Here is a 22,481-nt window from a genome sequence, read left to right as displayed (position 1 = left end):
GGCCGCCACCGCCCAGGCCGCCGCGGGAGGGCCGCCGCCTACAATTCACGCCCTTCTCCGCAGTCCTTCCGCCGGCCCGCACGGTCCGCTTCGCCTCACCATGACCGAACTCGCCAAATCCTTCGAACCCACCGCCATCGAAGCCAAGTGGGGCCCTTTGTGGGAACAAAGCGGCGCCTACGAACCCACGCTCGACCCGACCAAGGAGTCGTTCTGCATCCAGCTGCCGCCACCCAACGTGACGGGCACGCTGCACATGGGCCATGCGTTCAACCAGACCATCATGGACTCGTTGACGCGCTACCACCGCATGCGCGGCCACAACACCCTGTGGGTGCCCGGCACCGACCACGCCGGCATCGCGACGCAGATCGTGGTGGAACGCCAGCTGGAGCAGCAGAAGCAGAGTCGCCACGACCTCGGCCGCAAGAACTTCGTCGCCAAGGTGTGGGAGTGGAAGGAAGTCTCGGGCTCGACCATCACCAACCAGATGCGCCGCATGGGCGACTCGGTGTCGTGGCAGCACGAGTACTTCACGATGGACGAGAAGCTGTCGAAGGTCGTCACCGACACCTTCGTGAAGCTGTACGAAGAAGGACTGATTTACCGCGGCAAGCGGCTGGTGAGCTGGGACCCGATCCTCAAGTCCGCGGTGTCTGACCTGGAGGTGGAGAGCGAGGAAGAAGATGGCTCGCTGTGGCACATCCGCTATCCGATCGACGGTTCGTCTGAATCACTCGTGGTCGCCACCACCCGCCCCGAGACCATGCTCGGCGACACGGCGGTGATGGTGCACCCGGAAGACACTCGCTACACCCACCTGATCGGCCAGCAGGTCAAGCTGCCCATCACCGGCCGTCTCGTGCCGGTGATCGCCGACGACTATGTGGACAAGGAGTTCGGCACCGGCGTCGTGAAGGTCACGCCGGCGCACGACACCAACGACTACCAGGTGGGCCTGCGCCACAAGCTGCCGATGCTCACCATCTTCACGCTCGACGCGAAGGTGAACGACGAAGCGCCCGAGGCCTACCGCGGGCTCGACCGTTTTGTCGCGCGCAAGAAGATCGTCGAGCAGCTCGAAGCCGAAGGCCTGCTCGTCGAGGTGAAGAAGCACAAGTTGATGGTGCCGCGCTGCGCCCGCACCGGCCAGATCATCGAGCCGATGCTGACCGACCAGTGGTTCGTGGCAATGACCAAGGCTGGCGCCAACGGCAAGAGCATCGCGCAGGAAGCCATCGAAGCGGTGGAAACGGGCGACGTGAAGTTCGTGCCCGAGAACTGGGTCAACACCTACAACCAGTGGATGAAGAACATCCAGGACTGGTGCATCTCGCGCCAGCTCTGGTGGGGCCACCAGATCCCGGCCTGGTACGGCGACGGCGGCCAGCTCTTCGTGGCGCGCACCGAGGAAGAAGCCCACGCCCAGGCCAAGGCAGCCGGCTACACCGGCCCGCTGCGCCGCGACGAAGACGTGCTCGACACCTGGTACTCGTCGGCCCTCGTGCCTTTCTCCACGCTGGGCTGGCCTGAGAAGACGATCGAGCAGGACCTCTTCCTGCCGTCTTCCGTGCTCGTGACCGGCTACGACATCATCTTCTTCTGGGTCGCCCGGATGATCATGATGACCAAGCACTTCACGGGCAAGGTGCCGTTCAAGCACGTCTACATCCACGGCCTGGTGCTCGATGCGCACGGCAAGAAGATGAGCAAGTCGGAAGGCAACGTGCTCGACCCGGTCGACCTGATCGACGGCATTGAGCTCGCCCCGCTGCTGGAGAAGCGCACACAAGGCCTGCGCAAGCCCGAGACGGCGCCCAAGGTGCGCAAGGCCACCGAGAAGGAATTCCCAGAGGGCATTCCGGGCTATGGCGCCGATGCGCTGCGCTTCACCTTCGCCGCGCTCGCCACGCTCGGCCGCAGCATCAACTTCGACACCAAGCGCTGCGAGGGCTATCGCAACTTCTGCAACAAGCTCTGGAACGCGACCAAGTTCGTGCTGATGAACACCGAGGGCCAGGACTGCGGCCTGAAGGAACACACCAAGGCCGAGTGCGAGCCCGGCGGCGCCTTCCACGGCTACATGAGCTTCAGCCAGGCCGACCGCTGGATCGCGAGCGAGCTGCAGCGCGTGGAAGCCGCCGTGGCGCAGGGCTTCGAGGAGTACCGCCTCGACAACGTGGCCAACACGCTCTACCAGTTCGTGTGGGACGAATACTGCGACTGGTACATCGAGATCGCGAAGGTGCAGATCCAGAACGGCAACGAGGCGCAGCAACGCGCCACACGCCGCACGCTGATCCGCACGCTCGAAACGGTGCTGCGCCTGCTGCACCCGATCACGCCCTTCCTCACCGCGGAGTTGTGGGAGACGGTGGCGCCGATCGCTGGCCGCAAGAACGCCGAAACGATCGCCACCGCCAGCTACCCGACGGCGCAGCTCGACCGCATCGACCCCAAGGCCGATGCCTGGATGGCCAAGCTCAAGGGGCTGGTGAGTGCCTGCCGTGCGCTGCGGGGCGAGATGGGGCTGTCGCCGAGCGACCGTGTGCCGCTCTATGTGATCGGCGACAACAGCTTCCTGAACGAAGCCGCGGCCGTCTTGAAGACACTCGGCAAGCTTTCCGAAGTGAAGGTGTTCGACGACGAAGGCGCGTTCAACGAGGCCACGCGCCAGTCACCCGTGGTGGTGTCGGGCGAGTCGCGCCTCGCGCTGCACGTGGAGATCGATGTCGCCGCCGAAACCGAGCGCCTGAACAAGGAAATCAAGCGCCTGGACGCCGAGCTCACCAAGGCGACCGGCAAGCTGTCGAACGAATCGTTTGTGGCGCGCGCCCCGGCCGAGGTGGTGGCGCAGGAGCGTCAGCGCATCGCCGACTTCACGGCTGCTCTTGAGCGGCTGCGAGATCAGTTGGCTCGCCTGGGATCGACGGCCTGAATTCGCGCGGCGCCGGCGGCGTCGCTTGGAGCAGCTCGTCGATGCGCCGGGCCACGGCCCACGCGCTGCGCAGGCGCGACTCGCGCGTGGTGCTCGCCACGCGCGGCGTGACCTGCAAGGTGTCCATGCCCTTGAGCGGGCGGCCGTCGTCCAGCGCCCCAGGCTCCAGGCTGTCGAGCCAGCACGCCGAGAGGCGGCCGCTGATGAGCACGTCGGCCAGCGCCCGTTCGTTGAACACGCCCGAGTGCGAGATGCTCACCATGACCTGGTTGGGCTTGCAGTAGGGCAGGAAACGCTCGCCGAGCAGGCCCTGGTAGCGGCTGAAGTAGTTGAGCTGCACGCAGACCGCATCGCTCGTCTCCAGCAGCTCTCGCAGGCCGAGCGGCGCCACGCGCCAGCGCTCGAACACGCCGTCGCTTGCATGCAGCGACGGGTCATAACCCACCATGCGCGAACCGAAGCCCGAGAGCATCTGCGCCATCGCCTTGGCGGCCGGCGGCATGCCGATCAAGCCCACGGTGCAGGCGCCCAGCTCGCGGCCGACCAGCATGCCGTCGGAGCCTTCGACCGGCACGCGCCGCAGCAGCGAGAGCATCGCGCCGATCATGAATTCGGCCTCGGCCTGGGCGGTGGCCGTGGCGCTGCGCACCACTTCCACACCGGCACGCGAGCAGGCGTCGAGGTCGACGTTCTCGGCGCCGCCACTCACCCGCCCGACGGCGCGCAGGACCGGCGCGTAATGCAGCGCCGCGCCATCCAGCGCAACGAACGACGGCAGGATCAGCGCGCGCACGTTGTAGAGCGACTGCCGGAATTCGCGCGCATCGCGCGCCAGTTCGGGGGCATAACGCACGGAATGGCGATCTGCCAGCCACTGCATCACCTCGGTTTCGAGGGGCTCGATGATGAGTATGTCCATGCATTCCAGGGGTCACGACTGCCACAGAGCGCGTGACAGAATCTCTCGGACCCCTTCCTCAGAACCACGATTGTAAGCAGATGTTAGTCACCAAAGCGATCTTCCCCGTGGCAGGACTCGGCACCCGCTTCCTGCCGGCGACAAAAGCACAACCCAAAGAGATGCTGCCGGTGGTCGACAAGCCACTCATCCAGTACGCCGTCGAAGAAGCCTACGCGGCCGGCGTGCGGGAGATGATCTTCGTGACCGGCCGCCACAAGCGCCCGATCGAAGACCACTTCGACATGACCTTCGAGCTGGAAGTCGCACTCGAACAGGCCAACAAGCAGGAGCTGCTCGAGGTGGTGCGTTCGGTGAAGCCCGACGACATGGAGTGCATCTACGTGCGCCAGGCGCAGGCCCTGGGCCTCGGCCACGCCGTGCTGTGCGGCCAGCGCCTGATCGGCAAGGACCCGTTCGCCGTGCTGCTGGCCGACGACCTGATGGTCGGCGACAAGCCGGTGCTCAAACAGATGGTCGAGCAGTTCAACGAATGGCGCGTGTCCATCCTCGCGGTGCAAGAGGTGCCGGCGGAACACACGCGGCGCTACGGCATCGTGGCCGGCACGCCGGTCAACGAACACCTGATGGACGTGAGCCGCATCGTCGAGAAGCCGGCGCCTGAAGTGGCTCCGTCACGCCTGGGTGTGGCCGGCCGCTACATCCTCACGCCGGGCGTCTTCCACGAGATCGCCAACCAGCCACGTGGCGTGGGCGGTGAGATCCAGCTCACCGACGGCATCGCCGGCCTGCTGCGCCGCGAGAAGGTGTTTGCGTATCGCTACGAAGGCAAGCGCTACGACTGCGGCAGCAAGGAAGGCTTCCTGCAGGCCAACGTGGAGCTGGCGTTGAAGCACCCTGTGTTGGGGCCTGGCTTCCGCGACTACCTCAGAAGCGTCGAGATCTAACGCCTTCTGAGGAAATGCACGAACTCGTCGTTCGCCGCTGACTGCTCGACGAGTTCATTCCCCGTCTGCCGCGCAAACGCCTGGAAGTCGCGCATCGACCCGGGGTCGGTCGCCACGACCTTCAGGATCTCGCCGCTGTGCATGTCGGCGAGCGCCTTCTTGGCCTTCAGGATGGGCAGCGGGCAGTTGAGCCCGCGGGTGTCGAGTTCCTTGTGGAAGTCCATCGCGTTCAACCTTCAGAGGGGCGGCGTGGCGGCAGCTCGAGCCACTGCGGCGTGATGCCGCGCGAGGTGAGCCATTCGGCCAGCGCCTGGCCGGTGCCGGCGGGCCAGCATTTCACTTCGTGCGGCGAGACGATCTTGTACTCGGCGAGCTCGGGTGACAGCTTGATCTCGCCATGCGCCACCACGTGGTAGGCGATGATGACCTGGTTCATGCGCTGGAAGTCGTAGACGCCGATCAGCTTCACCGCGTCGACCGTGAGCGAGGTCTCTTCGAGCACTTCGCGTGCGATGCCGCCTTCGGGCGTCTCGCCCGCTTCCATGAAGCCGGTGATGAGGCCGAAGAAGCGACCGGGCCATGCGGCATTGCGTGCGAGCAGCAAGTGGCCATCGCGGTCGGGCATCTCGATCACCGCGGCGAGCACCGGCGTCGGGTTGTTCCAATGCGTCCAATTGCAGGCCGGGCAGCGTGTACGCACCTTCGGGCCGCCGTCTTCCTCGGCGACGAGTTGCTGCAATTCGGTGGCGCAGTTGGGGCAGAAATTGAACTGGTGCTTCATGCGGGGAACACTCCCGTGGAGAGATACCGATCCCCGCGATCGCAGACGACGAACACGATGGTCGCGTTCTCGACTTTCTTGGCGATCTCCAGCGCCACCCAGCAGGCACCCGCGGCGGAGATGCCGCCGAAGATGCCCTCTTCACGCGCCAGGCGGCGGGCCATGTCTTCGGAGGCTTCCTGCGACACGTTCACCACCTCGTCGATGTGGGTCGGGTCGTAGATCTTCGGCATGTAGGCCTCGGGCCACTTGCGGATGCCGGGAATGCGCGAGCCTTCGGCCGGCTGCGCGCCGATGATGCGCACTGCCGGATTCTTTTCCTTCAGGTAGCGCGAGGTGCCGGTGATGGTGCCGGTGGTGCCCATCGCGCTCACGAAATGCGTGATGCGGCCGTCGGTGTCGTCCCAGATCTCGGGGCCGGTGGTCTCGTAGTGGGCGCGCGGGTTGTCGGCGTTGGCGAACTGGTCGAGCACGCGGCCCTTGCCGTCACGCACCATCTGGTCGGCGAGGTCGCGTGCGTATTCCATGCCGCCGCTGCGCGGCGTGAGCACGAGTTCGGCACCGAAGGCCTTCATCGTCTGTGCGCGTTCGATGGAGAGGTCCTCCGGCATGATGAGCACCATGCGGTAGCCGCGGATGGCCGCCGCCATCGCCAGCGCAATGCCGGTGTTGCCCGAGGTGGCTTCGATCAGCGTGTCGCCGGGTTTGATGTCGCCGCGCTCTTCGGCGCGCCGAATCATGCTGATGGCGGGCCGGTCTTTCACCGAACCGGCGGGGTTGTTGCCTTCGAGCTTGCCGAGGATCACGTTGCCGCGGCGATCGTTCTCGGCGCCTGGCACGCGCACCAGCCGAACCAGCGGCGTGCGGCCGATCACGTCTTCTATCGTCTTGTAGTGCACGGGGGTCTCTCCTGCGGCGCATTGTCGCAGCGCTGCCAAGCCCCGCCATCGGCAATGGCTCTGGGGGGAAGGTGCGGGTGAGAAGGGGTGGTGCCTCGGGTCGGAATCGAACCGACACTCCTTGCGGAACGGGATTTTGAGCCGAGGTTTGAAGCCTACGATGGACCTACGCTGGAACCCCCAAGTGCTTGCTGCGCTTGGTTTTCCGGGAGTTCGGTCCGACGTAGTCTTACCCCATGATTGGACCCATCACGCTGAGTTTGCCGCTCTCGTGGCTCCTGGCCGGTTCCCTGTTTCGGTCAACCAGGCGGGAGTTTTCATGACAGTCACCAAGCTCACCAAGTCGGTCGTCGATGCCGCCACGTTCACCGGCAAGGACTACGAACTGCGTGACGCGGCCACGCCCGGCTTCCTCTGCAAGATCACGGCAGGCGGTCGCAAGGTGTTCATGCTCCAGTACCGCACCAATTGCGGCGAGCGCCGCAAGCCGAAGATCGGCCTGTTCGGTGAACTGACGGTCGAGCAGGCTCGTTCGATCGCCCTGGACTGGCTGGCCGACGTCCGCAGGGGCAACGACCCCAGCGCCGCCAAGCAGGCGGCGCGAAGGGCTCCCACGGTCCGGGAACTCGGTGAGCAGTTCATCAACGAGTACTCCAAGACGCGCAACAAGCCCTCGACGGTCGAGACCTACCAGGGCCAGATCGACCGCTACCTCGTGCCCCTCCTTGGCAGGGTGAAGGTGCCCGACCTGACCAGGGCGGACGTGACCGGCATGATGCGGGATCTCGCGAAGACGCCCACCACGGCCAACCGGGTGCTTGCTTGCCTGCGCAAGATGCTCAACATGGCCGAGGTGTGGGGCTATAGGCCTGACGGCTCCAACCCGTGTCGCCATGTGCCGAAGTATCCAGAGAAGGGGAAAACCCGATACATCACCGACGATGAACTGGCGCGCATCTATGCCTACCTCGACGATGCGGACGTCGACGGGTTGGAGCATCCCACCCTGACGCTGGCCATCCGGCTGCAGTTCGAGTTCTCCGCGCGCCGCTCGGAAATCTGCGATCTAGAGTGGGCTTGGGTGGATCTGGACAACCGTCGCATCGCCTGGCCGGACAGCAAGACCGGCTGCATTTCCAAACCGATGAGCGAGTCGGCCTTTCTGCTGCTTTCCAATGCCTATCGGTTTGACGATTCGCCCTACGTTTGCCCCAGCATCTACGACAGCCGTCGCTCACTGCCCGAGAGCACCTACTACAACTCCTGGCGGCGCATCCTGAAGCGCGTGGGCGTGCCTCACGTCGGGACGCATGGCATTCGGCACCGGGCCGCCACGGACATTGCCAACTCGGGCGTGCCGCTGAAGGTCGGCATGGCGTTGACCGCGCACAAGACCATCGCCATGTTCATGCGATACGTCCATACGGAGGAGGGGCCGATCCGGGCGGCCGCTGAGAAGGTGGCCGCCCTGCGCCGCGAAACCATCGGCGCTGCCGTAGCCCCATCCGACCCGTCGCGGGTGGCAGCCGCCGAGGCTGCACCGACTCGAACGGGCTCGGGCAACTACCGGCCGTACCGGCATCGGAAGGCAGCCACACGCGCCGTGCCGCCCGGCACCAAGCGGGCGGGCGCCTTGCCCATCCGCTGACGAGAGGGCCTGAGCGTGGACCGACCAGGGCATGGCGGGCGCTCGCGTACATGCCCGATGACTTGACTAAATTCGTCTATAAACGAAAATGACGGTGTACCAGATCGAGCACTACCTGACGGCGGATGGCCAGAAGGATCTCTACGATAACTGGCTGCGGCGCTTGCGCGACGTCCAGGCCAAGGTGGCGGTCATCCGGCGTGTGGCCCGTGTCGAGCAGGGCAACTTTGGCGATCACAGGTTTTGCCGCGATGGCGTGTGGGAGCTACGCATCGACGTGGGTCCGGGCTATCGGGTTTATTACGGGCTGGCGGGTGAACGCTTGGTGCTGCTGCTGTGTGGCGGCGACAAGCGTACGCAGGATGCGGACATCGTCCGAGCGGTGGGTTACTGGCAGGACTGGCAACGAAGAGGCGACGAATGAAAAGCAGACCCCATGACGATGCGATGGCCGAGCTGTACCGCAGCGATCCGGCGCTCGCGCTGGAAGTCATCAATGGCATCCTGGCCGACGGCGACCAAGCCGAACTGATGACCGTACTGCGTCAACTCGCGCAGGCCGTCGGTGGCGTGCAGGCGGTCGCCGAGCACGCGCACCTGAACCCGACGCAGATCTACCGCACGTTGTCCCCGAAGGGCAATCCTGCCTTGAACAGCCTGACCGCCATCCTCAAGGCGCTGGGCCTGCGTCTGGCGGTGCAGCCGTTGCCTTCGCCGCACTCTCAGGCGGCTTGATTTCGCAGGTATGCCGCAGGTGATGGCGGCAAAGCAGGATGACAGGGCGGGTTTCTGCAGTAGAAAGTTCAAATCGGCGCTGTGCCCTCGGCTCGATCTCGATTTCCGCTTCGCAGCGGTGGCGGGCTTTCACCAAGAGGGCGTGAATGTCAGATTCTGCGCTATGCCGCCTTTCGGAAGACATAGCGATTGTGGTACTCCAAGTAGCGCTCATGCGCAGGCCGAATACCGTGCAACTTGAGCGCCCGATCTACCCCAAGAGCTGCACGGGCAAATGGATCCAGGGCCTTGGCAACATGCACTTCCCCATCTATGGCGACGGTCATCCAGCCCGAATCGAACATGGCATCAAGATGCGGCGCCAAGAGCAATCCATTGAACACATCGAGGCGCTCGTCGTCGCGCTCGCAGCTCGCCCAGGGCTTGATGTGAGACGCCCTGAGAAGTTCTGGCACTTCGAGTCCAGTGATACAGCATCGACCTTGCCAGTAGTCCAATAGGGAAGCGCGAAACATGGCCTGCCCCACTCTTGCCACGACGACTCGGTCTGCCTCCGTGGTGCAAGGCAGGTCAGCGGTCGCCTGCCGGAATGCGTCGGCGACGCGGTTCGGCAGCGTTCGGCCACGCGATGCAGCCCTGCGCAGCAACTCGTACAGCTCTTCGTAGCCGTAAACATTGACCGGGAAGTTCGCATCCACGTCGTTGAGCGAAAGACCAGCGGGTGAGGAGACTTCAAAGAGCAACTCTCCGACCGAACGAACCACGACCGTCTCGGGGAAGTGGGCCGACCGCAGCTCCAGCCCGCCTTCTCGTTCTAGCGGCGTTCTCTCGAACCCGCAGTCTGATGCAGCCTTCTCAACGCGCAGACGTTCGAGCGGGGTCATTGGCCCGCCGAGGTGACCAACTTCGCATACCCACGCCGGATGACTTCCGCGATCAGCGGGCGCCTGGCCGCGAGGAACTGCTCGTAGCTCATCGTCCACCACTGCTCTGGCAGTGCGTGACCCTGCATCATCGCGCCCAGCGTCGACTGGTCGAAGCGCTCGGCGTACTTGCCCCAGTACTGGGCAGGCGGCGCGTCGGAGATGGCGATGTTGTCGTCCCACTCCACCAGCGCGTAGTTGGCAATCTGGTTGATGTCGCGGACGCTCTCGATGCCCTGCTTCTTCAGGTACTGCTTCGGGAACAGGTGATGCCGCTCCAGCGCCTTCTTCTGACCTTGTGCGGGCGGGTCCAGCAGGTCCACCACGGGGCTCTGCGAGAACAGGGCCTGGGCACCCAGCAGCGTCTGCGCCGCGTAAAAGCCGAACAGAGCCGGGCTGCGGCCCGCCGAGGTCGCCAGGTCCAACGGCAGCGTCTTGGTCCAGTAGTCGTCCGTCAGCGTCGCGGCCTCCACTGTTGCCAGCCGGGTCAAGAACTGGTCGGCAGTCTTCAGCTCGCGCAGCTCGGCCAGATCTTGCTCCATGCGCGACTCCGGCGAGGAGGTAAACCGGCCTGTCAGCAGCGACATGAAGAGCCACCGCGCGATGGCGTTGCGCAGCTTGAACCCTTCGACGTCGTACTCGGTGCGGCCCAGCAGGTACAGCTGGTAGGCGAACACCAGGGCGTTGACCGAGCTGATGGTCTTGGCACTGCGGTAGCCAGCGGAACGGACGACGTTCAGAAAGTCCGCCCAGTAGGTCAGGTTCAGCACGCGCCCCTGGGCGTTGCGCAGCTTGTCGAACTGGCTGTTGCGCTGCTCGAGGCTGACCTCGCCGCTGGTCAGGTCCTTCCCGCGCAGCAGCGAGTAGACGTGCTCCAACCTCGCCCGCCGGAAGGCCACACCGACGTCGACGCGCAGCAGATGGTCGGGGTCAGGCTGAAAAATCTGGTTGAACGGGCTGGCCTGGCCAGCAGGCGCCGGCTGGCGCGCCGCTCGGCAGAATTTCTCCAGTTCAGTGCGGCCGTCGTCCCAGAACACCGACATCAGCGTCAGGATGAAGTCCGACTGGTTGAGCTTCTTGCCCTCGCTGTTGATGCGCACGAAGACGTCGGCCACCTGCTCTTCGGTGCACTGCTGGGACAGCTCCAGCGCAATGAAGGGGAAGTTCGTCAGCCCGGCCAGCCGGCCGATGGCGTCGGCTACCTTCTCCTCCTCGGCGTCGGACACCTCGCGCGACGCCGTCAGGCGCTTCAGGTATTCGCCGATGGTCCTGTGCGTTGGCCGGTTGAACACCTCCGAGATGTCGAGGATGTACTCCGGGTCACGCTCGGTCGTCGCGTCCGGCACGGCGAAGGTGCCGGTCTGCGGCCGGAACGCGATGCGGATGTGCTCGCGCTCGAAGTTTTCGCGCAACACGGCCTCGCGCCGGATGACTGCGTACAGCGAGGTCAGGCGCTGCTGCCCGTCCACGATGAGCAGCGACGGCGCCTTCTGCTTGTTGGCATCGCCGATGACCTTGGTTTCCACGCCCTCGGCACCGGTCTGCCAGAACAGGAAGTAGCCGACCGGGTAGCCGCGGTACATCGAGTCGAACAGGTCTCGAACCTTGGCGTTGGCCCATACGAAGGGGCGCTGGATGTCGGGCAGGCCGATGCGGCCGAGACCGATGTCGTTGATGAGGACACCCAGTGAATAGTGAACTTCTTTGAAGAGTGTGTCGGTCATCCTGAACTTCCTCCACTAAACGACCGCAAATGGACGGCAGCAAGCCCTGCGAATCAAAGACTTTCGAGCACAGCACCGAAGTAAGACGGATAGGCCAAAAGTGTTTTGGCAACCACCTCGCGGTACTCTGGCAGAGCGGCGCGGAAATAAGCCCCTTCATACCCGGCTAGCCAAATGTCAATCGCGACATCCTGAGCGATATGCCGGTCAGCCAGACCGGCCTCGTAGGTCGCAACTGAAAGTTTGCTTGGCAGGCCGTACGCCAATGATTTTTGGAATTCATTTAGCGCCGCAGCCTCCTCACTACTGAGCCCTGTCGTCCCGAAGAGGAACTGACCAACGGCGGCAGCGACCAGCGGACAGTCAAAACCAAGGCAGCCCTCTAGGAACTGAAGTACATCGGCGTCAGTCAGCTTGCGCCGACCATTTTCTCCCCAGGGCTTTGAAGCTTCAGCACCCGCGGCCGCATCAATCAGCTGTCGATAGGAATCCCCGCGCATCCATCCCTGCGCGAGCTGCATCGAGATGCCGGCGGGTTCCATGCCCGTCAGCAACTTGTCGTCAATCACAGTATTGAAAAGCGGCCAAATTTCTTGCAACCATTCATCGGTTGTCGCGAGGGTCCGCAATGCATCTGCACGCCCCAGAACCCAGGTCTCCACCCTCGTCGAATCGAACACGCCCAGCAGAGTCTTTGCGTATGCAGCCTGTCGGGCAGGCTCGGGGACCAACTGCTCAATGTGTGTGGCAGCCAACTCAAAGAGCTGCACAAGCAAGGACTTCGTAGCCTCGTCGGCCAGAGAGTAGGCAAGTGTCGAGGCCGCCAGCACGCGCACCCTGGGCAGCACGGTTTCGAAGTCCTCGACGCCACGGTTGGCCATCAAATAGCTTTCGAGGGCGGAGAGCAGCGCTTGCCTTTCAGAAATCTCCTTCGTCAGCGACCGCTGGTCAAATCCAAGTCGGTGATGAGCGTCGGTCATCTGCTTTGCCCAAGCGAGCAACTCCTCTCCGCGCTTGAAGTAGGCCTGCAGTACCTCGGCCATTGGTACTGGCAGCGGGTACCTGCCATCAGGCGACGAGATGGGGGCCACCAGTTCGAGAAGTGAACTCGACGTCTCCTCAGAGTTCTCCGGCTTCAACAGCCCGACCGCGGCGTCCAGGCGCCACCGTTCCCCTTGACGGTTGTCGATGACCTTGGGGTCCGCGAAGAGGACAAGTCCTTCGGTGTGCATGCCGGCCCGGCCAGCGCGGCCAATCAAGTTCTGAAAGTCCCGCGTCTTAATGCGTTCAGCGCCTTGGTTCACCCCAGAGACAATGAGGTACCGAATCGGTAAGTTGACCCCTTGAGCCAAGGTCGACGTGCAAATCACCAGCTTGATGAGTTCACCCTGCATAGCATGCTCAATGGACAGACGCATTCCTTGGGGCGTCGTTCCGTGGTGAACAAACACGCCGAGCGCAGCAGCCTTCGCCATCGTCGAATCCTTGCCGAAGTGCTGCGTGGCCAGGTGCGTCAGGCGTTGAATCTCATCTGCGTCTGAGGCAGCTGCAGGGGCCGGCAGGTTGAAACCTCGCTCGTACACCTCCACTGCACGCGCTGCCAACCCGCTGGCGGTGTCCTTGCGGCCACAAAATATGGCCACCGCACCATTTGGCGCCAGCCGGATTCCTAGGTAGAGAGACACGTCCTTCCATGCGTCGTCACCTTTCTCCGGGAAGACGCGCGGATTTCGCTCCCTTCGACGAAGCTGCAGCTCTTGGGATTCGATGCTCCGCGGAACGAAGTAGTCCGGCCGAGCATAGCTACCAGACTCGAAGAACAAGAGCTGTCCGAGCCGCTCGCTCCACGTCGCAAAGGCAACCGACCGGGCCGTGGACAACAGGCCCGTACCGTCCACGACGTTGGGCTCGGTGCCGATAAGCCACGTGCCGACTGCGATGGCGTTCTTGATGACCGCGGAGATGAGCACGGTCTGCGCCGATGGACTTAGCAGCGCCTTGATTTCTGTCAGCAGAAGTTCGTAAGTGATGCCGCGTGGTCCGGTATCGAATTGGTGACCCTCGTCGTAGACCACCATGCCGATTTGCGCAACCAAGGTCGGCTCTTGCCTGAGCACATACAGCAGCTTCTCCGGTGTGAGCACCATCAGGTGGCGCGTTGTCGGGGACGTCTGGCCAAGCAACTCTGCCAACTGGTCGACAAAGTCCAGTTGTAGTGCATCAGAAAGCTCATTGACCTTGACGTCCTCGCCCTTGAACGCGTGACGGAGAGAAGTAGCAATCTCATGGCATAGGGCGCGGAACGGCGCGACGAGCACCGCGACCCGCGTCCGGTCGGCCAGGAATGCGCTGCGGAGAATGACCTCAACCGAACGTGTCTTGCCCGCGCTCGTGGGCATCTGGACAACGCCTGACTTCCCAGCGAAGAGCCCGGCCTTGCCGAGCAACCTCTGGGACGGCCAGAGTTCCTTGGGGAAGCCCGGACGGCGAATCGCGTCCGCCCAAGCGGCACCACCCAGGGCGCTGAACCCGGGCATGAGTGCCCATGCCGAGCTCGCCAAGCGCAGCTTAACCACCGCGGATGCGACCTCCACGAGAACAACTTCGTGGGAGGTGCCGTTGGCGTAGGTCAAGCGACGGACCTCGTTCAGCAGTTCAACCACTGACTCGGGTGGCGAGCCGTCGTTAAAGTGGCTCATCAGGCGGATGGAAAGTTCGTAAAGCAGCCCGGTCAGCCAGTGCGCGGCCAAGGCAGGCGGCTGACGCCAGGCGGCCTGCAATGCCCAGACCGCAAACTGCTCAATCGCATTGACACCGTCCGCCTGGAGGCGCCGCGCAAGCACCAGACTGCTGCCCGGGCGCTGGCCCAAGAAGTAGCTGGCGGAAGCGAGCAGCGTGACCTCCCGCGAAATCTCGGTATCGAATCGGGAGCCCAGGTAGGCATCGAAGAAGCTCGCCGCAAAGCCGAGGTCGTCCAGCAAGTCGTCGGCCAATCTACCCTGGCCGTCTTCGGCGTCATTGAGCGCTGCCGACGCATCCACCAGCGTACCGACAGACAGGGGAAAGAGGGCTGCAGGCTCTACCCCTTCCGGTACGGCGATATGGGACTCTTCAGGCAGCCCAAGCTCGTACATCTTCCCCTTGGACCGAGTGATGCCAAAGTACCGACGACTGCTGAATTCAGGCTTCATCGGCTGCTCGCTGGTACAAGGCGTGGGCCAGTGCCATCAGGTCTTTGCCTTTGACCGCAATCAGGCTCAAGTTGCCTGCGTTGTTGTGTTTGGTAATGGAGGTTCCCTTGATGCCATCCGCATCGAACGCCGTGCCAGAAAGAATGGCAGCCGCTCCTGATAGAAGCCGGTAGGGTCGGTCGACGGCGTTCTGAAATCGCTCCACGACCAGCATCGACGCACGCTCGCCGGATACATGCATGCGGCGCTTCATCGCGGCCAGCGTCTCTGCTGCTCGCAGGTAGTCCTTGCTCGAGTCGTCGACCGCGTCCTGAAGGCGGTTCTTGTACTTGCCATCCCCTAGTTGAGCCTTTGCCTCAAAGGTCAACATCTCGTCAGTGGCCTTCGGCTGCCCAGCATCAGGACACTTGAAGCCGACAATGTCGACTCCCTTGACTGACTCGTTTCGGCTTCCCTTCTCGGCGTACTTCCCGCGCGGTACCCAGTAGCCGAGGATGAACTCGACGTAGTCTGAGACTAGCAGTTCTGCAAAGTCACCCGACCGGACACCAGGCCCTGGCGCTGCGCTCTTGTCTGGGAAGACCAGCTCCAACAGGTATTCCGCTCGCGACTTACCAGTGCCCGCACGGAGGATGTCAATATCGCTGTCAGGACAATAAGTCTGCCGGAATCGGATTGCCCACTCACTGAGGCAATCTGCATCGGCAGCCACCTCAAGGTCCCAAACCTCACACTTGCCGCCGCCGTCCAACGTCAGCGGCTCGGCCAGTTTGAGGTGTTGAAGGTATGCCGGCTTAGCGCCTTGATTCAAAGCGGCGACATCAATCGCTGCCGCCGCCGGTTCGTCCGGAGCTAGGTGTGTTGTAGTAGGCGTCATTCGAAACCAGAAAGAAGGGGCTGCAGTTCCCGTCGGAAGAGCAGCTTTTCTTCGACGCCAGGTTCCAGCTCTAGCGCTACAACTCGTGCCCCTTGAAGCGCGGGCGGAGGCGCAGAAGTCGTCGTGACGATGAACTGGAACGGCGCGATGCTACCTTCGCCGCCAAGCTGCTCCGCCGCCTCAGCAGCGGCGAAGAAGAACTCCCGATACAGGAGCTCGCTCATGTCCGCCTCTCGCGGGCAGTCGTGAACCAGGAAGCCCGGGTGATGGCTGGCGTCGGAAGTCGCCGAATCGAGTAAGCACACGATGTCGCCGAGTAACACCTCCAGCACCTGGTAGGCCTCACCGCCACGTGCCACTTCGAAGGGGCGGACCTCATGCCCTGGGACGAATTGCGCGTGTCCCTCGGCACCGAGGAGTCTGGTCGACACGGTGGCCGTCAGGGCCTTGAGGGCGTCGACTCTCGACGACTGCTGAGACCGTTGGACAACCTCTGCCGCCCGAAGGGAGTTCAACGCTGACTCGAACTCCAGAAGTTGCTTCCGCGCATCGGCCAGTTCCGCCGCGTCACCGCCCTGGTTCCGTTGGGTGTGCTTCAACTGGAGGTCGTCCCAGGACTGCTTCAAGAACGTTCGCGAGGTTTCGCTCGTGGCGATGCGAACGCGCAGTTGGTGAAGTTCAGGCCTCTTCTTGGCGATGAGCTTCTTTTGGTCAGAGACCGCCTTCTCGGCCTTGTCGAGCGCGACCGTGCTGGCCTGATGGCGCGCAGCGAACAAGGAAGCATCGGCCTTGGCCTGCTTGCCGTCTTGGAACCAGGTCATGTTGACGGCGCTCTTGTTCCTCTGGACGTGCTCGCACGCGCTGAACTCGAGATTCCCTGGGTCGCATCGCCCCTCCAGGCCGGCCAACCGGTCTCGAACCTTGGTCAGACGCTCAAAGTCCTCTTGCTTTGCGTCGACCAATGACTTGGCCATTTCGTTTTCAACCTTCGCCAGGTCGCGGGCTTTGGTTAGCTCATGCAGGCGCACTTGTTCCTTGGCCAGGGCTTCGTCGGCTTGTTCCACTTCGCGCTCCCATCCGCGCTCGTCCGACTCGGCCTTTTGCAGCGCCGCCTGAACACGAGACTCGACCGATTCGCCAATCGTGGTTGCGAAGACGGATTCGTCTTCTTCCGCCCGCACCTTCAGGCGCAGTTGGCGGTCGGCATGGGCCAGCGCGAAGGCCGGTGCCCGTTCGAGCTCGGGGATGCGCTCCTTGCACTGGTCGACCTGCTTCTGCTTGGCCTCGATGTCGCGCAGCAACTGGTCCAACGCCTGGTCAACCAGGCCGAGCACCGAGCCGACCAGCAACGGCGGGTCACGCCGTGAGCGCTTGAAGCCCAGGCCTTCGCCCTCACGCCAGTGGTAGAAGCCGTCGAAGCGGGTTCGCTGTTCCCGGATGCACCAGGCCAGCAGATGGCGCCATTCGAGCGGCTGATTTGTCCCGGGCAAAGAGCGGGCCGCAAGCCGGCCTATCGAGAACTGCTCCAGTGCGCGGCCATAACCGTCGAAGTCGTTCGCCGCCGTGCCATCGAACAATCGGTCCAGGCCGTCGCATTGGGCGGCCAGGGAGTGGCTGTACAAGCCGTACGGCCTGAAGACCAACCAGGCGGCGCCATCCACATGGACCTTTGCCGCCACTCCGCCTTTGGGAAAGCTGACGGCCGCCTTGCTACGCAGCGTGGCGATGGCCGGGGCATCGTCGCCCAGCACGTAACGCAGCAACAAGCACAGCGAGGTCTTGCCCACGCCGTGACCGGCGCTCGCCAACCCCGAGGCGTCGTTCGAAGCGGACTCCTTGGCCCAGACGATGTTCAGCCCGGTGTGCAGGTCGATGGTGCGCGTGAGCACCAACGGCTCACGGGATTCGATCAACCACAGCGTTTCAACCCAAAGCCTGGGCTGCGTGCGAACCGGTTGAATTGCCTTGAGCCAGGTTGCCATGGAGTCCTCCTACTGTGTACCGGTGGCCTTTGGGCTGGCCGGTAGCGCCGCGCTGTTATCGGCCTCTGCGGCTACGCGCTGACGTTCGGCCCGCCACAGAAGCCGAGCAGCTTCGGGATGCTCTGGCAGTTGGATGACATCGCCAGGTGGCGCGCCCGCGCCGCGCGCGTAGAACGCCTCGCTGCCCCGGGTTGAACGCACAAGCACATCAGCGCCAGCCAAGCGCTGCACGATGGGCAGGACGCGACTCAGCAGAGGTGTCATGTCGGCTATCCCGAGCGCCGCGCGCAAGGCGTCGAAGCGCGCGCCGTCTGCAGGGGCCAGGTAGTGCCCAGCCGCTGCCAACGCAGCCACCGCTGACTGGATGTCCGCCAGCGAACAGCCCACCGTTCGCTCAGCAACCAGTGCCGTCACCAGGCCGGCCAGGCGGCCTTCTTCGGCATTGCGAATCATTCCGAGCTCGGAATACGACACGGGCACCGGCTGCGCCGCGGACGACACGCTGGCCTGCTGGTCCCACGCCTCCAGCACCAGCCTCCGCGTTCGGTACTCACCGTAAGTTCGCATCTCGCCTTCCTTCAGCACCCGGAAGGTCTCGCTCGGGTAGTCGGCGCCCATCACGTCCTTGGGGTCGAGGATGTAGCGCAGTTCGTCGCGTGTGAGGCCGTAGAGGCGGGCGTAGCAGGCGTCGAGTTCGGCGCGCAGTTGGGCGCGGCGTTCGGGGTTCCAGGCGAAGGGCTGGCCCTGCTCGGCGGCGGGGCGCGGGTCGTAGGCCGCGAGGTCCTTGCCCCAGGCCTGCAGGTCGTGCGCGGTGTAGGTAAGTTCGAGGACGCGGGGGACGATGAAGGCGAGGTCGGCGTCGGTGTAGCGGTCAGGCGGCAGCACTGGGAACTGCTTCAAGTAGCCGTAGGTCAGGTGAGTCCCTCCAACCTTGGTTCGCGCAACGTAGTCGAAGGCCAGGGAACACCAGTTCCCCAACATGGCGGCACATAGGGGCGGCTGCTCTTCAGTGAACAGGAGGGGCATCGTGTGCCCGACCCCCACCCTCGGCACCACCGACGCAATCACCGTTCGCTCGTCCGTGCTGCGGCAAATATCCCGCCACCCCATCAACCACCGCGGACTGCGCCGGTCCATCCAGTGGTCCAGCAGCGCCCGCAGCGCGTCGGCCAGCGCAACGGCACGCAGCGCCTCGGCCAGGGCGGCCAGTTCGCCATCGTCCAGGCGGGCTTCCCGGTTCTGCGTGGCCCATTTGGGGAAGTCGGCCAAGGCCTTCCTGGTGGTCAGGCCCTCGCCGCGCAGCACGTCGTTCAGGCGCGGGAAGCGGGCCTTGAGCTGAGCCTCGTTGGGCGCGATGTGGGTTTGGGCCTGGGTGGGTGTCCAGCCATCGCCCGCCGGGGCGGCGCCGGCCTGGCGATGGAACAGCTCACCGGCCACCCATTGGGCCAAGGCCAGCAGCAGGTCTGCCAGCGCGGTGTCCAGCACTGTCGCATCCTGCGCAGCGTGCAGCGCGAGCCAGGCACGCGCCACGCGCGTGGGCACGCGGGCGATGCGGGCCAGCACCTCGCGCTCGTCCACCCAGTAGCGTGGGCGCACGGCGAAGGCGGGGTTTGCCTTCTGCGCCTCGCTCACGTCAGCGGTTTCCACATCGCCCGACGCCCCGCCAGCGGCGTCCACGTAGGTGGCCCAGCGGTGGTCGAACTGGTGAATCATCTTCGCCTCGTACAGCGGCAGGCGTGCGGGCTGGCCTGTGGCGGCGGGTGCATCGGCGAACAGGCCGCTGTCGCTGGTCATGTTGAACAGCCCCTGCGAGAACGAGATGCCCCAAGGGTTCACCTCGGTCTGGAGGATCGTGCTCTCGTTGTCGGTGCCCGCCTCACGGATGAGCACGGGCGCGGCGCGGTAGAGCTTCTTGGTCAGCTCGGCGTCGTGCTCGCTGCGGAACACGGGGCAGGTGCGCGTGTTGGGGTTGATGAGGGCGAATTCGTCGGGCGCCAGCGTGAAGCGGCGGCGTTCGTCAGCGAGGTGCTCCACCTGGGTGGCGAAACAGACGAACTCGGCCCGTGGTGCTGCACCCAGCGTGAGCAGGGAGAACTTGTAGCTGCGGTGGACCGCGGGGAATACCGCTTCGCTGTTCTCGAAGTCATAGAGCGCCGCCAATCGGCCGCCACCGGCGATGTGACCAAAGTAGGCCTTGGTGGAATCGTCGGTGGCGATGCCGGTGGGCACGATGAAGCCGGCGCGGCCCTTCGCCGATGTCGCCTGAAGGAAAGCCTCGGAGAACAACGCATAGGTGTTGAGCTTGCCGAAGGCTGCGAGCGGAAAACGTCCACCCGCGCGGAAGAACACGTTCGCTGCGTCGTACTGCCGCTTGGCGCTGTGAAACTGCTCCCACAACCAAGGCGCCGTGTGTTCCAGCTCGGCAATCGCTTTCTTTCGCTTGTCGCCCGCAAGTGCGGCGACAGAGGGCGCACGGGGCGCGAAAAACTCTTCCTCGCTGAGCTGCAGTTGTTCCCACGGCGGGTTACCCAGCATCACGCTGAAGCCGCCCTGGGCTGCCACCTGCGGGAAGGCCAGCCACCAGTGGAAGACGCTGTGCTGGCGGCACAGGGCCTGGGCGGCGTGCTCCACCGCCGCACCCTGGCCGCCGTTCGGCGCCTGGCCGCTCAGCACACCCCACAGGTAGCCCGACAGCGGCACGGTGTCGCCTGCCCCGGCCAGCTTGGGCGCCAGGAAGGCCGCCACATAGGTATCCGCCAGACGGGCGAAGGTGCTGCGCTGCGCCAGGCCTTCAGCCGTAACCCAGGCCTGGCGCTTGGCGGCCAGGTGCTCGGGGGTGTCGTCGTTCAGCGTCTCGACGCTGACGGCCTGTGCGGCCAGGCCGGCGTGCGTGAGCAGGTCGCCGCCGGCAATCTGCCGCCAGCTCTTCAGGTCGGCCTTGTTCTGCTTCTTCAGCGCGCTGGCCACGGCCTTGTCGTCGCCCGAGAGCGCGGTGTAGGCCTCGTCGGGGATGCCGCCCTCCAGCACCTTCGGGTCCAGCACGCCCAGCAGTGCGTCGCCCACGCGCAGGTGGTGGTCCACGAAGCTGAGCGGCCTGTCAGGCGAATAGGCCTCCAGCCACAGCGCCGTCTTGGCCAACTGGATGGCCATGGGGTTTTTGTCCACGCCGAAGATGCAGCGGCCCACCACGTCGCGCAGCGCGTGGCGGTAGTCCGATGGCATGGGGGCACCCCCTTCGCGCTCTGCGGCGGCACGATGGAGCGCCACCTCGTCGGCCAGGCGCCGCGCGGCAGACAGCAGGAAGTGGCCGCTGCCGCAGGCGGGGTCGCACACGGTGAGCGCGAGCAGGGCCTGCACCGGCTGCTCGGGGTTGGCCTTCACCGTCTGCGCGATGACTGGCTCAAGTGCGCTCTTGATGAGCTCTTGCACAAGGCTGTCGGGCGTGTAGTAGCTGCCGGTCAGCTTGCGGGTGTTGCCCTTGGTGCTGGCGTCGCTTTCGTCATCGCCCACAAAGGCCAGGCGGGCCGTCGCGGGCGACGCCAGGCCCTGCAGGTCGGGCACCAGCTCCAGCAGGCTTTCGTAGACGCTGCCCAGCTCTTCGGGGCCCATGTCGCGGTAGTTGACGCGGGAGAGGCCGCCGTCGGCGCGAAACCAGCCGAGCTGAAATACGGCGGCCAGCAGGTGGCGGTTGTCGAGCTGGGCAGCGTGCAGGCGTGGGCACTGGTCGGCGTCGAACAGGCCGCCCAGCGCGGGCAGGCCCAAAGCTGCCTCGCCGGTGCCCAAAGCGCCGAAGGTGATGCTCAGCGCCTGCCACAGGTCGGCATGGCGGTCGTGCTGGCTGCGGCGCACGGAGCGCTCGCGCAGCCAGGTGAGGGAGTAGCCGGCCAGGTAGCGGGCCTTGGCCTCGTCGCTGGCGTCGGGGGCGAAGACCAGACGCTCGCCGGTGCCCCTGTCACGCCGGTCTTCCACCGTGGCCAGGAAGATGAGTCGGTAGACCAGGCGCAGCAGCTCTTCGAAGAAGGCCTGGCGGTCGTACCCGTCCTGGGTGCTTTGCAGCGCGGCGCGCAGGGCGCCGTTGGCAGGGTGCGAAAGGAAGCCTGTGCCCAGCGCCCGCAGCGCCTCGGCTACCTGGTAGCGCAGCTTGCCGCGCACGGTGACGCCGGCCTGCTGACCTGCGGCACGCCACCGCTCCCAGGGGCAGCCGGTGGGTGGCGTCTCGGCCGTGCCGAAACGTGAGGCATGGGCCAGCAGCCAGAAGGCGCTGAAGTCGGCCAGCAGCTCCTCGGTGAACAGGGCTTCGAGGTCAACCTCGATGTAGGCCGGGCGCGTGAGGCTGGCGTTGTCGCGCAGGATGCGCAGCGTCAGGCCGTTGCTGACGATGGCCCACAGTGACGCATCGCTGGCGTTCAGCGCCTCTTGCGCCAGCATGAAGGGGCTTCGGCGGCGGGTCTTGTTGGTGTCGGGGTTGGTCTCGCCGAAGCGCCCGGCGGCGCTGTCCAGTGGCTGGTCAAAGCCGGCGAAGACCAGCGGCACCCGACCGCCGGTGCCCGCGTGCCCGATGGCGTACTGGTGGCCGGCGTGCTGGATGGCCGGGCAGCGTGCGGCGTCATGGAAGTGCAGCACATCGCGCAGCAGCGGCAGCAGCCATTCACGCACCGTGACGTCGTGGGCCTGCACGTCCTGCCGCCGGCGTAGGGCCTGGAAGTCTTGCCAGAGGGTGAGCGCAATCTTGAAGTCCCGCGCAATCTCGTCGCGCAGCTTCAGGCCCTTGGCGATGCGGTAGTGGGCTTCGGTCTGTTCCGTGGCCTTGGGGTCGGCCAGCAGGGTCAGGCGGTTCAGTTCCTCGGCGGGGAGCAGGCCGCCTTCGATGCGGATGGCGCGGTAGGCGAGTTGGTGGAGGGGCTTCTTGGCCATGGT

The 22,481-nt window shown here is 64.8% G+C and carries 15 protein-coding genes; 5 read left to right on the top strand and 10 right to left on the bottom strand.

The window, feature by feature from the left end; genetic code table 11:
- Positions 1 to 100: 100 nt before the first annotated feature.
- A complete protein-coding gene (locus RXV79_RS06650) occupies positions 101 to 2,938 on the top strand; it encodes a valine--tRNA ligase (RefSeq protein WP_316702609.1) in 2,838 nt (945 codons plus the stop codon).
- On the opposite strand, the gene RXV79_RS06645 is transcribed toward RXV79_RS06650, so the two are convergent.
- A complete protein-coding gene (locus RXV79_RS06645) occupies positions 2,880 to 3,857 on the bottom strand; it encodes an NAD(P)-dependent oxidoreductase (protein ID WP_316702608.1) in 978 nt (325 codons plus the stop codon). The two genes, RXV79_RS06650 and RXV79_RS06645, sit on opposite strands and share 59 nt — an antisense overlap.
- 80 nt (positions 3,858 to 3,937) lie before the next feature.
- Here RXV79_RS06645 and galU point away from each other — a divergent pair, with 80 nt between their 5' ends.
- Positions 3,938 to 4,804 carry a UTP--glucose-1-phosphate uridylyltransferase GalU gene (galU, locus tag RXV79_RS06640; protein WP_316702607.1) on the top strand — a complete coding sequence of 289 codons (867 nt, stop codon included), beginning with the start codon at positions 3,938 to 3,940 and terminating at the stop codon, positions 4,802 to 4,804.
- Here galU and RXV79_RS06635 read toward each other — a convergent pair.
- From RXV79_RS06635 to cysM, 3 genes are read right to left on the bottom strand one after another with little or no spacing between them, the layout of a single operon-like run.
- Positions 4,801 to 5,028: a sulfurtransferase TusA family protein gene (locus tag RXV79_RS06635; RefSeq protein ID WP_296722092.1), complete on the bottom strand. Its 228-nt coding sequence runs from the start codon at positions 5,026 to 5,028 to the stop codon at positions 4,801 to 4,803. The genes galU and RXV79_RS06635 overlap by 4 nt on opposite strands.
- A 5-nt stretch (positions 5,029 to 5,033) precedes the next feature.
- Entirely contained in the window at positions 5,034 to 5,585 is a 552-nt protein-coding gene (locus RXV79_RS06630) for an NUDIX domain-containing protein (RefSeq protein WP_316702606.1), read from the bottom strand.
- Positions 5,582 to 6,484: a cysteine synthase CysM gene (gene cysM, locus RXV79_RS06625; protein ID WP_316702605.1), complete on the bottom strand. Its 903-nt coding sequence runs from the start codon at positions 6,482 to 6,484 to the stop codon at positions 5,582 to 5,584. The genes RXV79_RS06630 and cysM overlap by 4 nt, the downstream gene beginning before the upstream one ends.
- Before the next feature lie 319 nt (positions 6,485 to 6,803).
- On the opposite strand from cysM, the gene RXV79_RS06620 reads away from it, so the two are divergent.
- The 3 genes from RXV79_RS06620 (at position 6,804) to RXV79_RS06610 (ending at position 8,867) form a co-directional block, all read left to right on the top strand.
- A complete protein-coding gene (locus tag RXV79_RS06620; protein WP_304303409.1) occupies positions 6,804 to 8,132 on the top strand; it encodes a tyrosine-type recombinase/integrase in 1,329 nt (442 codons plus the stop codon).
- Between the two features lie 88 nt (positions 8,133 to 8,220).
- A complete protein-coding gene (locus RXV79_RS06615) occupies positions 8,221 to 8,556 on the top strand; it encodes a type II toxin-antitoxin system RelE/ParE family toxin (protein ID WP_304303408.1) in 336 nt (111 codons plus the stop codon).
- Entirely contained in the window at positions 8,553 to 8,867 is a 315-nt protein-coding gene (locus RXV79_RS06610; protein ID WP_304303407.1) for a helix-turn-helix domain-containing transcriptional regulator, read from the top strand. Before RXV79_RS06615 ends, RXV79_RS06610 begins: the two co-directional genes overlap by 4 nt.
- A 161-nt stretch (positions 8,868 to 9,028) precedes the next feature.
- Here the strand turns inward: RXV79_RS06610 and RXV79_RS06605 are convergent, their stop codons facing one another.
- Genes RXV79_RS06605 through RXV79_RS06580 form a run of 6 tightly spaced genes read right to left on the bottom strand, consistent with a single transcriptional unit; the run spans position 9,029 to position 22,478 of the window.
- On the bottom strand, positions 9,029 to 9,751 hold the full coding sequence (locus tag RXV79_RS06605; RefSeq protein ID WP_304303406.1) for an HNH endonuclease: 723 nt from the start codon (positions 9,749 to 9,751) through the stop codon (positions 9,029 to 9,031).
- Positions 9,748 to 11,514, bottom strand: coding sequence for a GmrSD restriction endonuclease domain-containing protein (locus tag RXV79_RS06600; protein ID WP_304303405.1), 1,767 nt, complete (start codon positions 11,512 to 11,514; stop codon positions 9,748 to 9,750). Before RXV79_RS06600 ends, RXV79_RS06605 begins: the two co-directional genes overlap by 4 nt.
- Positions 11,515 to 11,567: 53 nt before the next feature.
- Complete coding sequence (locus RXV79_RS06595; RefSeq protein WP_304303404.1) at positions 11,568 to 14,705, bottom strand: DEAD/DEAH box helicase; 3,138 nt, start codon at positions 14,703 to 14,705, stop codon at positions 11,568 to 11,570.
- The gene (locus tag RXV79_RS06590; protein WP_304303403.1) at positions 14,695 to 15,582 is read right to left on the bottom strand and encodes a Hachiman antiphage defense system protein HamA; all 888 of its coding nucleotides are present in this window, start codon (positions 15,580 to 15,582) and stop codon (positions 14,695 to 14,697) included. Before RXV79_RS06590 ends, RXV79_RS06595 begins: the two co-directional genes overlap by 11 nt.
- Positions 15,579 to 17,564 carry a hypothetical protein gene (locus RXV79_RS06585; protein WP_304303402.1) on the bottom strand — a complete coding sequence of 662 codons (1,986 nt, stop codon included), beginning with the start codon at positions 17,562 to 17,564 and terminating at the stop codon, positions 15,579 to 15,581. The genes RXV79_RS06590 and RXV79_RS06585 overlap by 4 nt, the downstream gene beginning before the upstream one ends.
- A 9-nt stretch (positions 17,565 to 17,573) precedes the next feature.
- Positions 17,574 to 22,478, bottom strand: a complete 4,905-nt coding sequence (locus tag RXV79_RS06580) for an Eco57I restriction-modification methylase domain-containing protein (RefSeq protein ID WP_304303401.1) — start codon at positions 22,476 to 22,478, stop codon at positions 17,574 to 17,576.
- Between the last annotated feature and the right edge of the window lie 3 nt (positions 22,479 to 22,481).

It is taken from the genome of Piscinibacter gummiphilus, from assembly GCF_032681285.1.
GTDB lineage: Bacteria > Pseudomonadota > Gammaproteobacteria > Burkholderiales > Burkholderiaceae_C > Rhizobacter > Rhizobacter gummiphilus_A.
The sequence above is the reverse complement of the archived record's forward strand: the minus strand, read 5'-3'. Positions and strand labels throughout refer to the sequence as shown.

Excerpts from the sequence above, each read along its gene's own strand:
- RXV79_RS06590 (WP_304303403.1), bottom strand. The coding sequence starts at position 15,582 with ATGACGCCTACTACAACACACCTAGCTCCGGACGAACCGGCGGCGGCA.
- RXV79_RS06615 (WP_304303408.1), top strand. The coding sequence starts at position 8,221 with ATGACGGTGTACCAGATCGAGCACTACCTGACGGCGGATGGCCAGAAG.
- RXV79_RS06620 (WP_304303409.1), top strand. The coding sequence starts at position 6,804 with ATGACAGTCACCAAGCTCACCAAGTCGGTCGTCGATGCCGCCACGTTC.
- RXV79_RS06600 (WP_304303405.1), bottom strand. The coding sequence starts at position 11,514 with ATGACCGACACACTCTTCAAAGAAGTTCACTATTCACTGGGTGTCCTC.
- RXV79_RS06635 (WP_296722092.1), bottom strand. The coding sequence starts at position 5,028 with ATGGACTTCCACAAGGAACTCGACACCCGCGGGCTCAACTGCCCGCTG.
- RXV79_RS06610 (WP_304303407.1), top strand. The coding sequence starts at position 8,553 with ATGAAAAGCAGACCCCATGACGATGCGATGGCCGAGCTGTACCGCAGC.
- galU (WP_316702607.1), top strand. The coding sequence starts at position 3,938 with ATGTTAGTCACCAAAGCGATCTTCCCCGTGGCAGGACTCGGCACCCGC.
- RXV79_RS06580 (WP_304303401.1), bottom strand. The coding sequence starts at position 22,478 with ATGGCCAAGAAGCCCCTCCACCAACTCGCCTACCGCGCCATCCGCATC.
- RXV79_RS06630 (WP_316702606.1), bottom strand. The coding sequence starts at position 5,585 with ATGAAGCACCAGTTCAATTTCTGCCCCAACTGCGCCACCGAATTGCAG.
- RXV79_RS06650 (WP_316702609.1), top strand. The coding sequence starts at position 101 with ATGACCGAACTCGCCAAATCCTTCGAACCCACCGCCATCGAAGCCAAG.
- RXV79_RS06605 (WP_304303406.1), bottom strand. The coding sequence starts at position 9,751 with ATGACCCCGCTCGAACGTCTGCGCGTTGAGAAGGCTGCATCAGACTGC.
- RXV79_RS06645 (WP_316702608.1), bottom strand. The coding sequence starts at position 3,857 with ATGGACATACTCATCATCGAGCCCCTCGAAACCGAGGTGATGCAGTGG.
- RXV79_RS06595 (WP_304303404.1), bottom strand. The coding sequence starts at position 14,705 with ATGAAGCCTGAATTCAGCAGTCGTCGGTACTTTGGCATCACTCGGTCC.
- RXV79_RS06585 (WP_304303402.1), bottom strand. The coding sequence starts at position 17,564 with ATGGCAACCTGGCTCAAGGCAATTCAACCGGTTCGCACGCAGCCCAGG.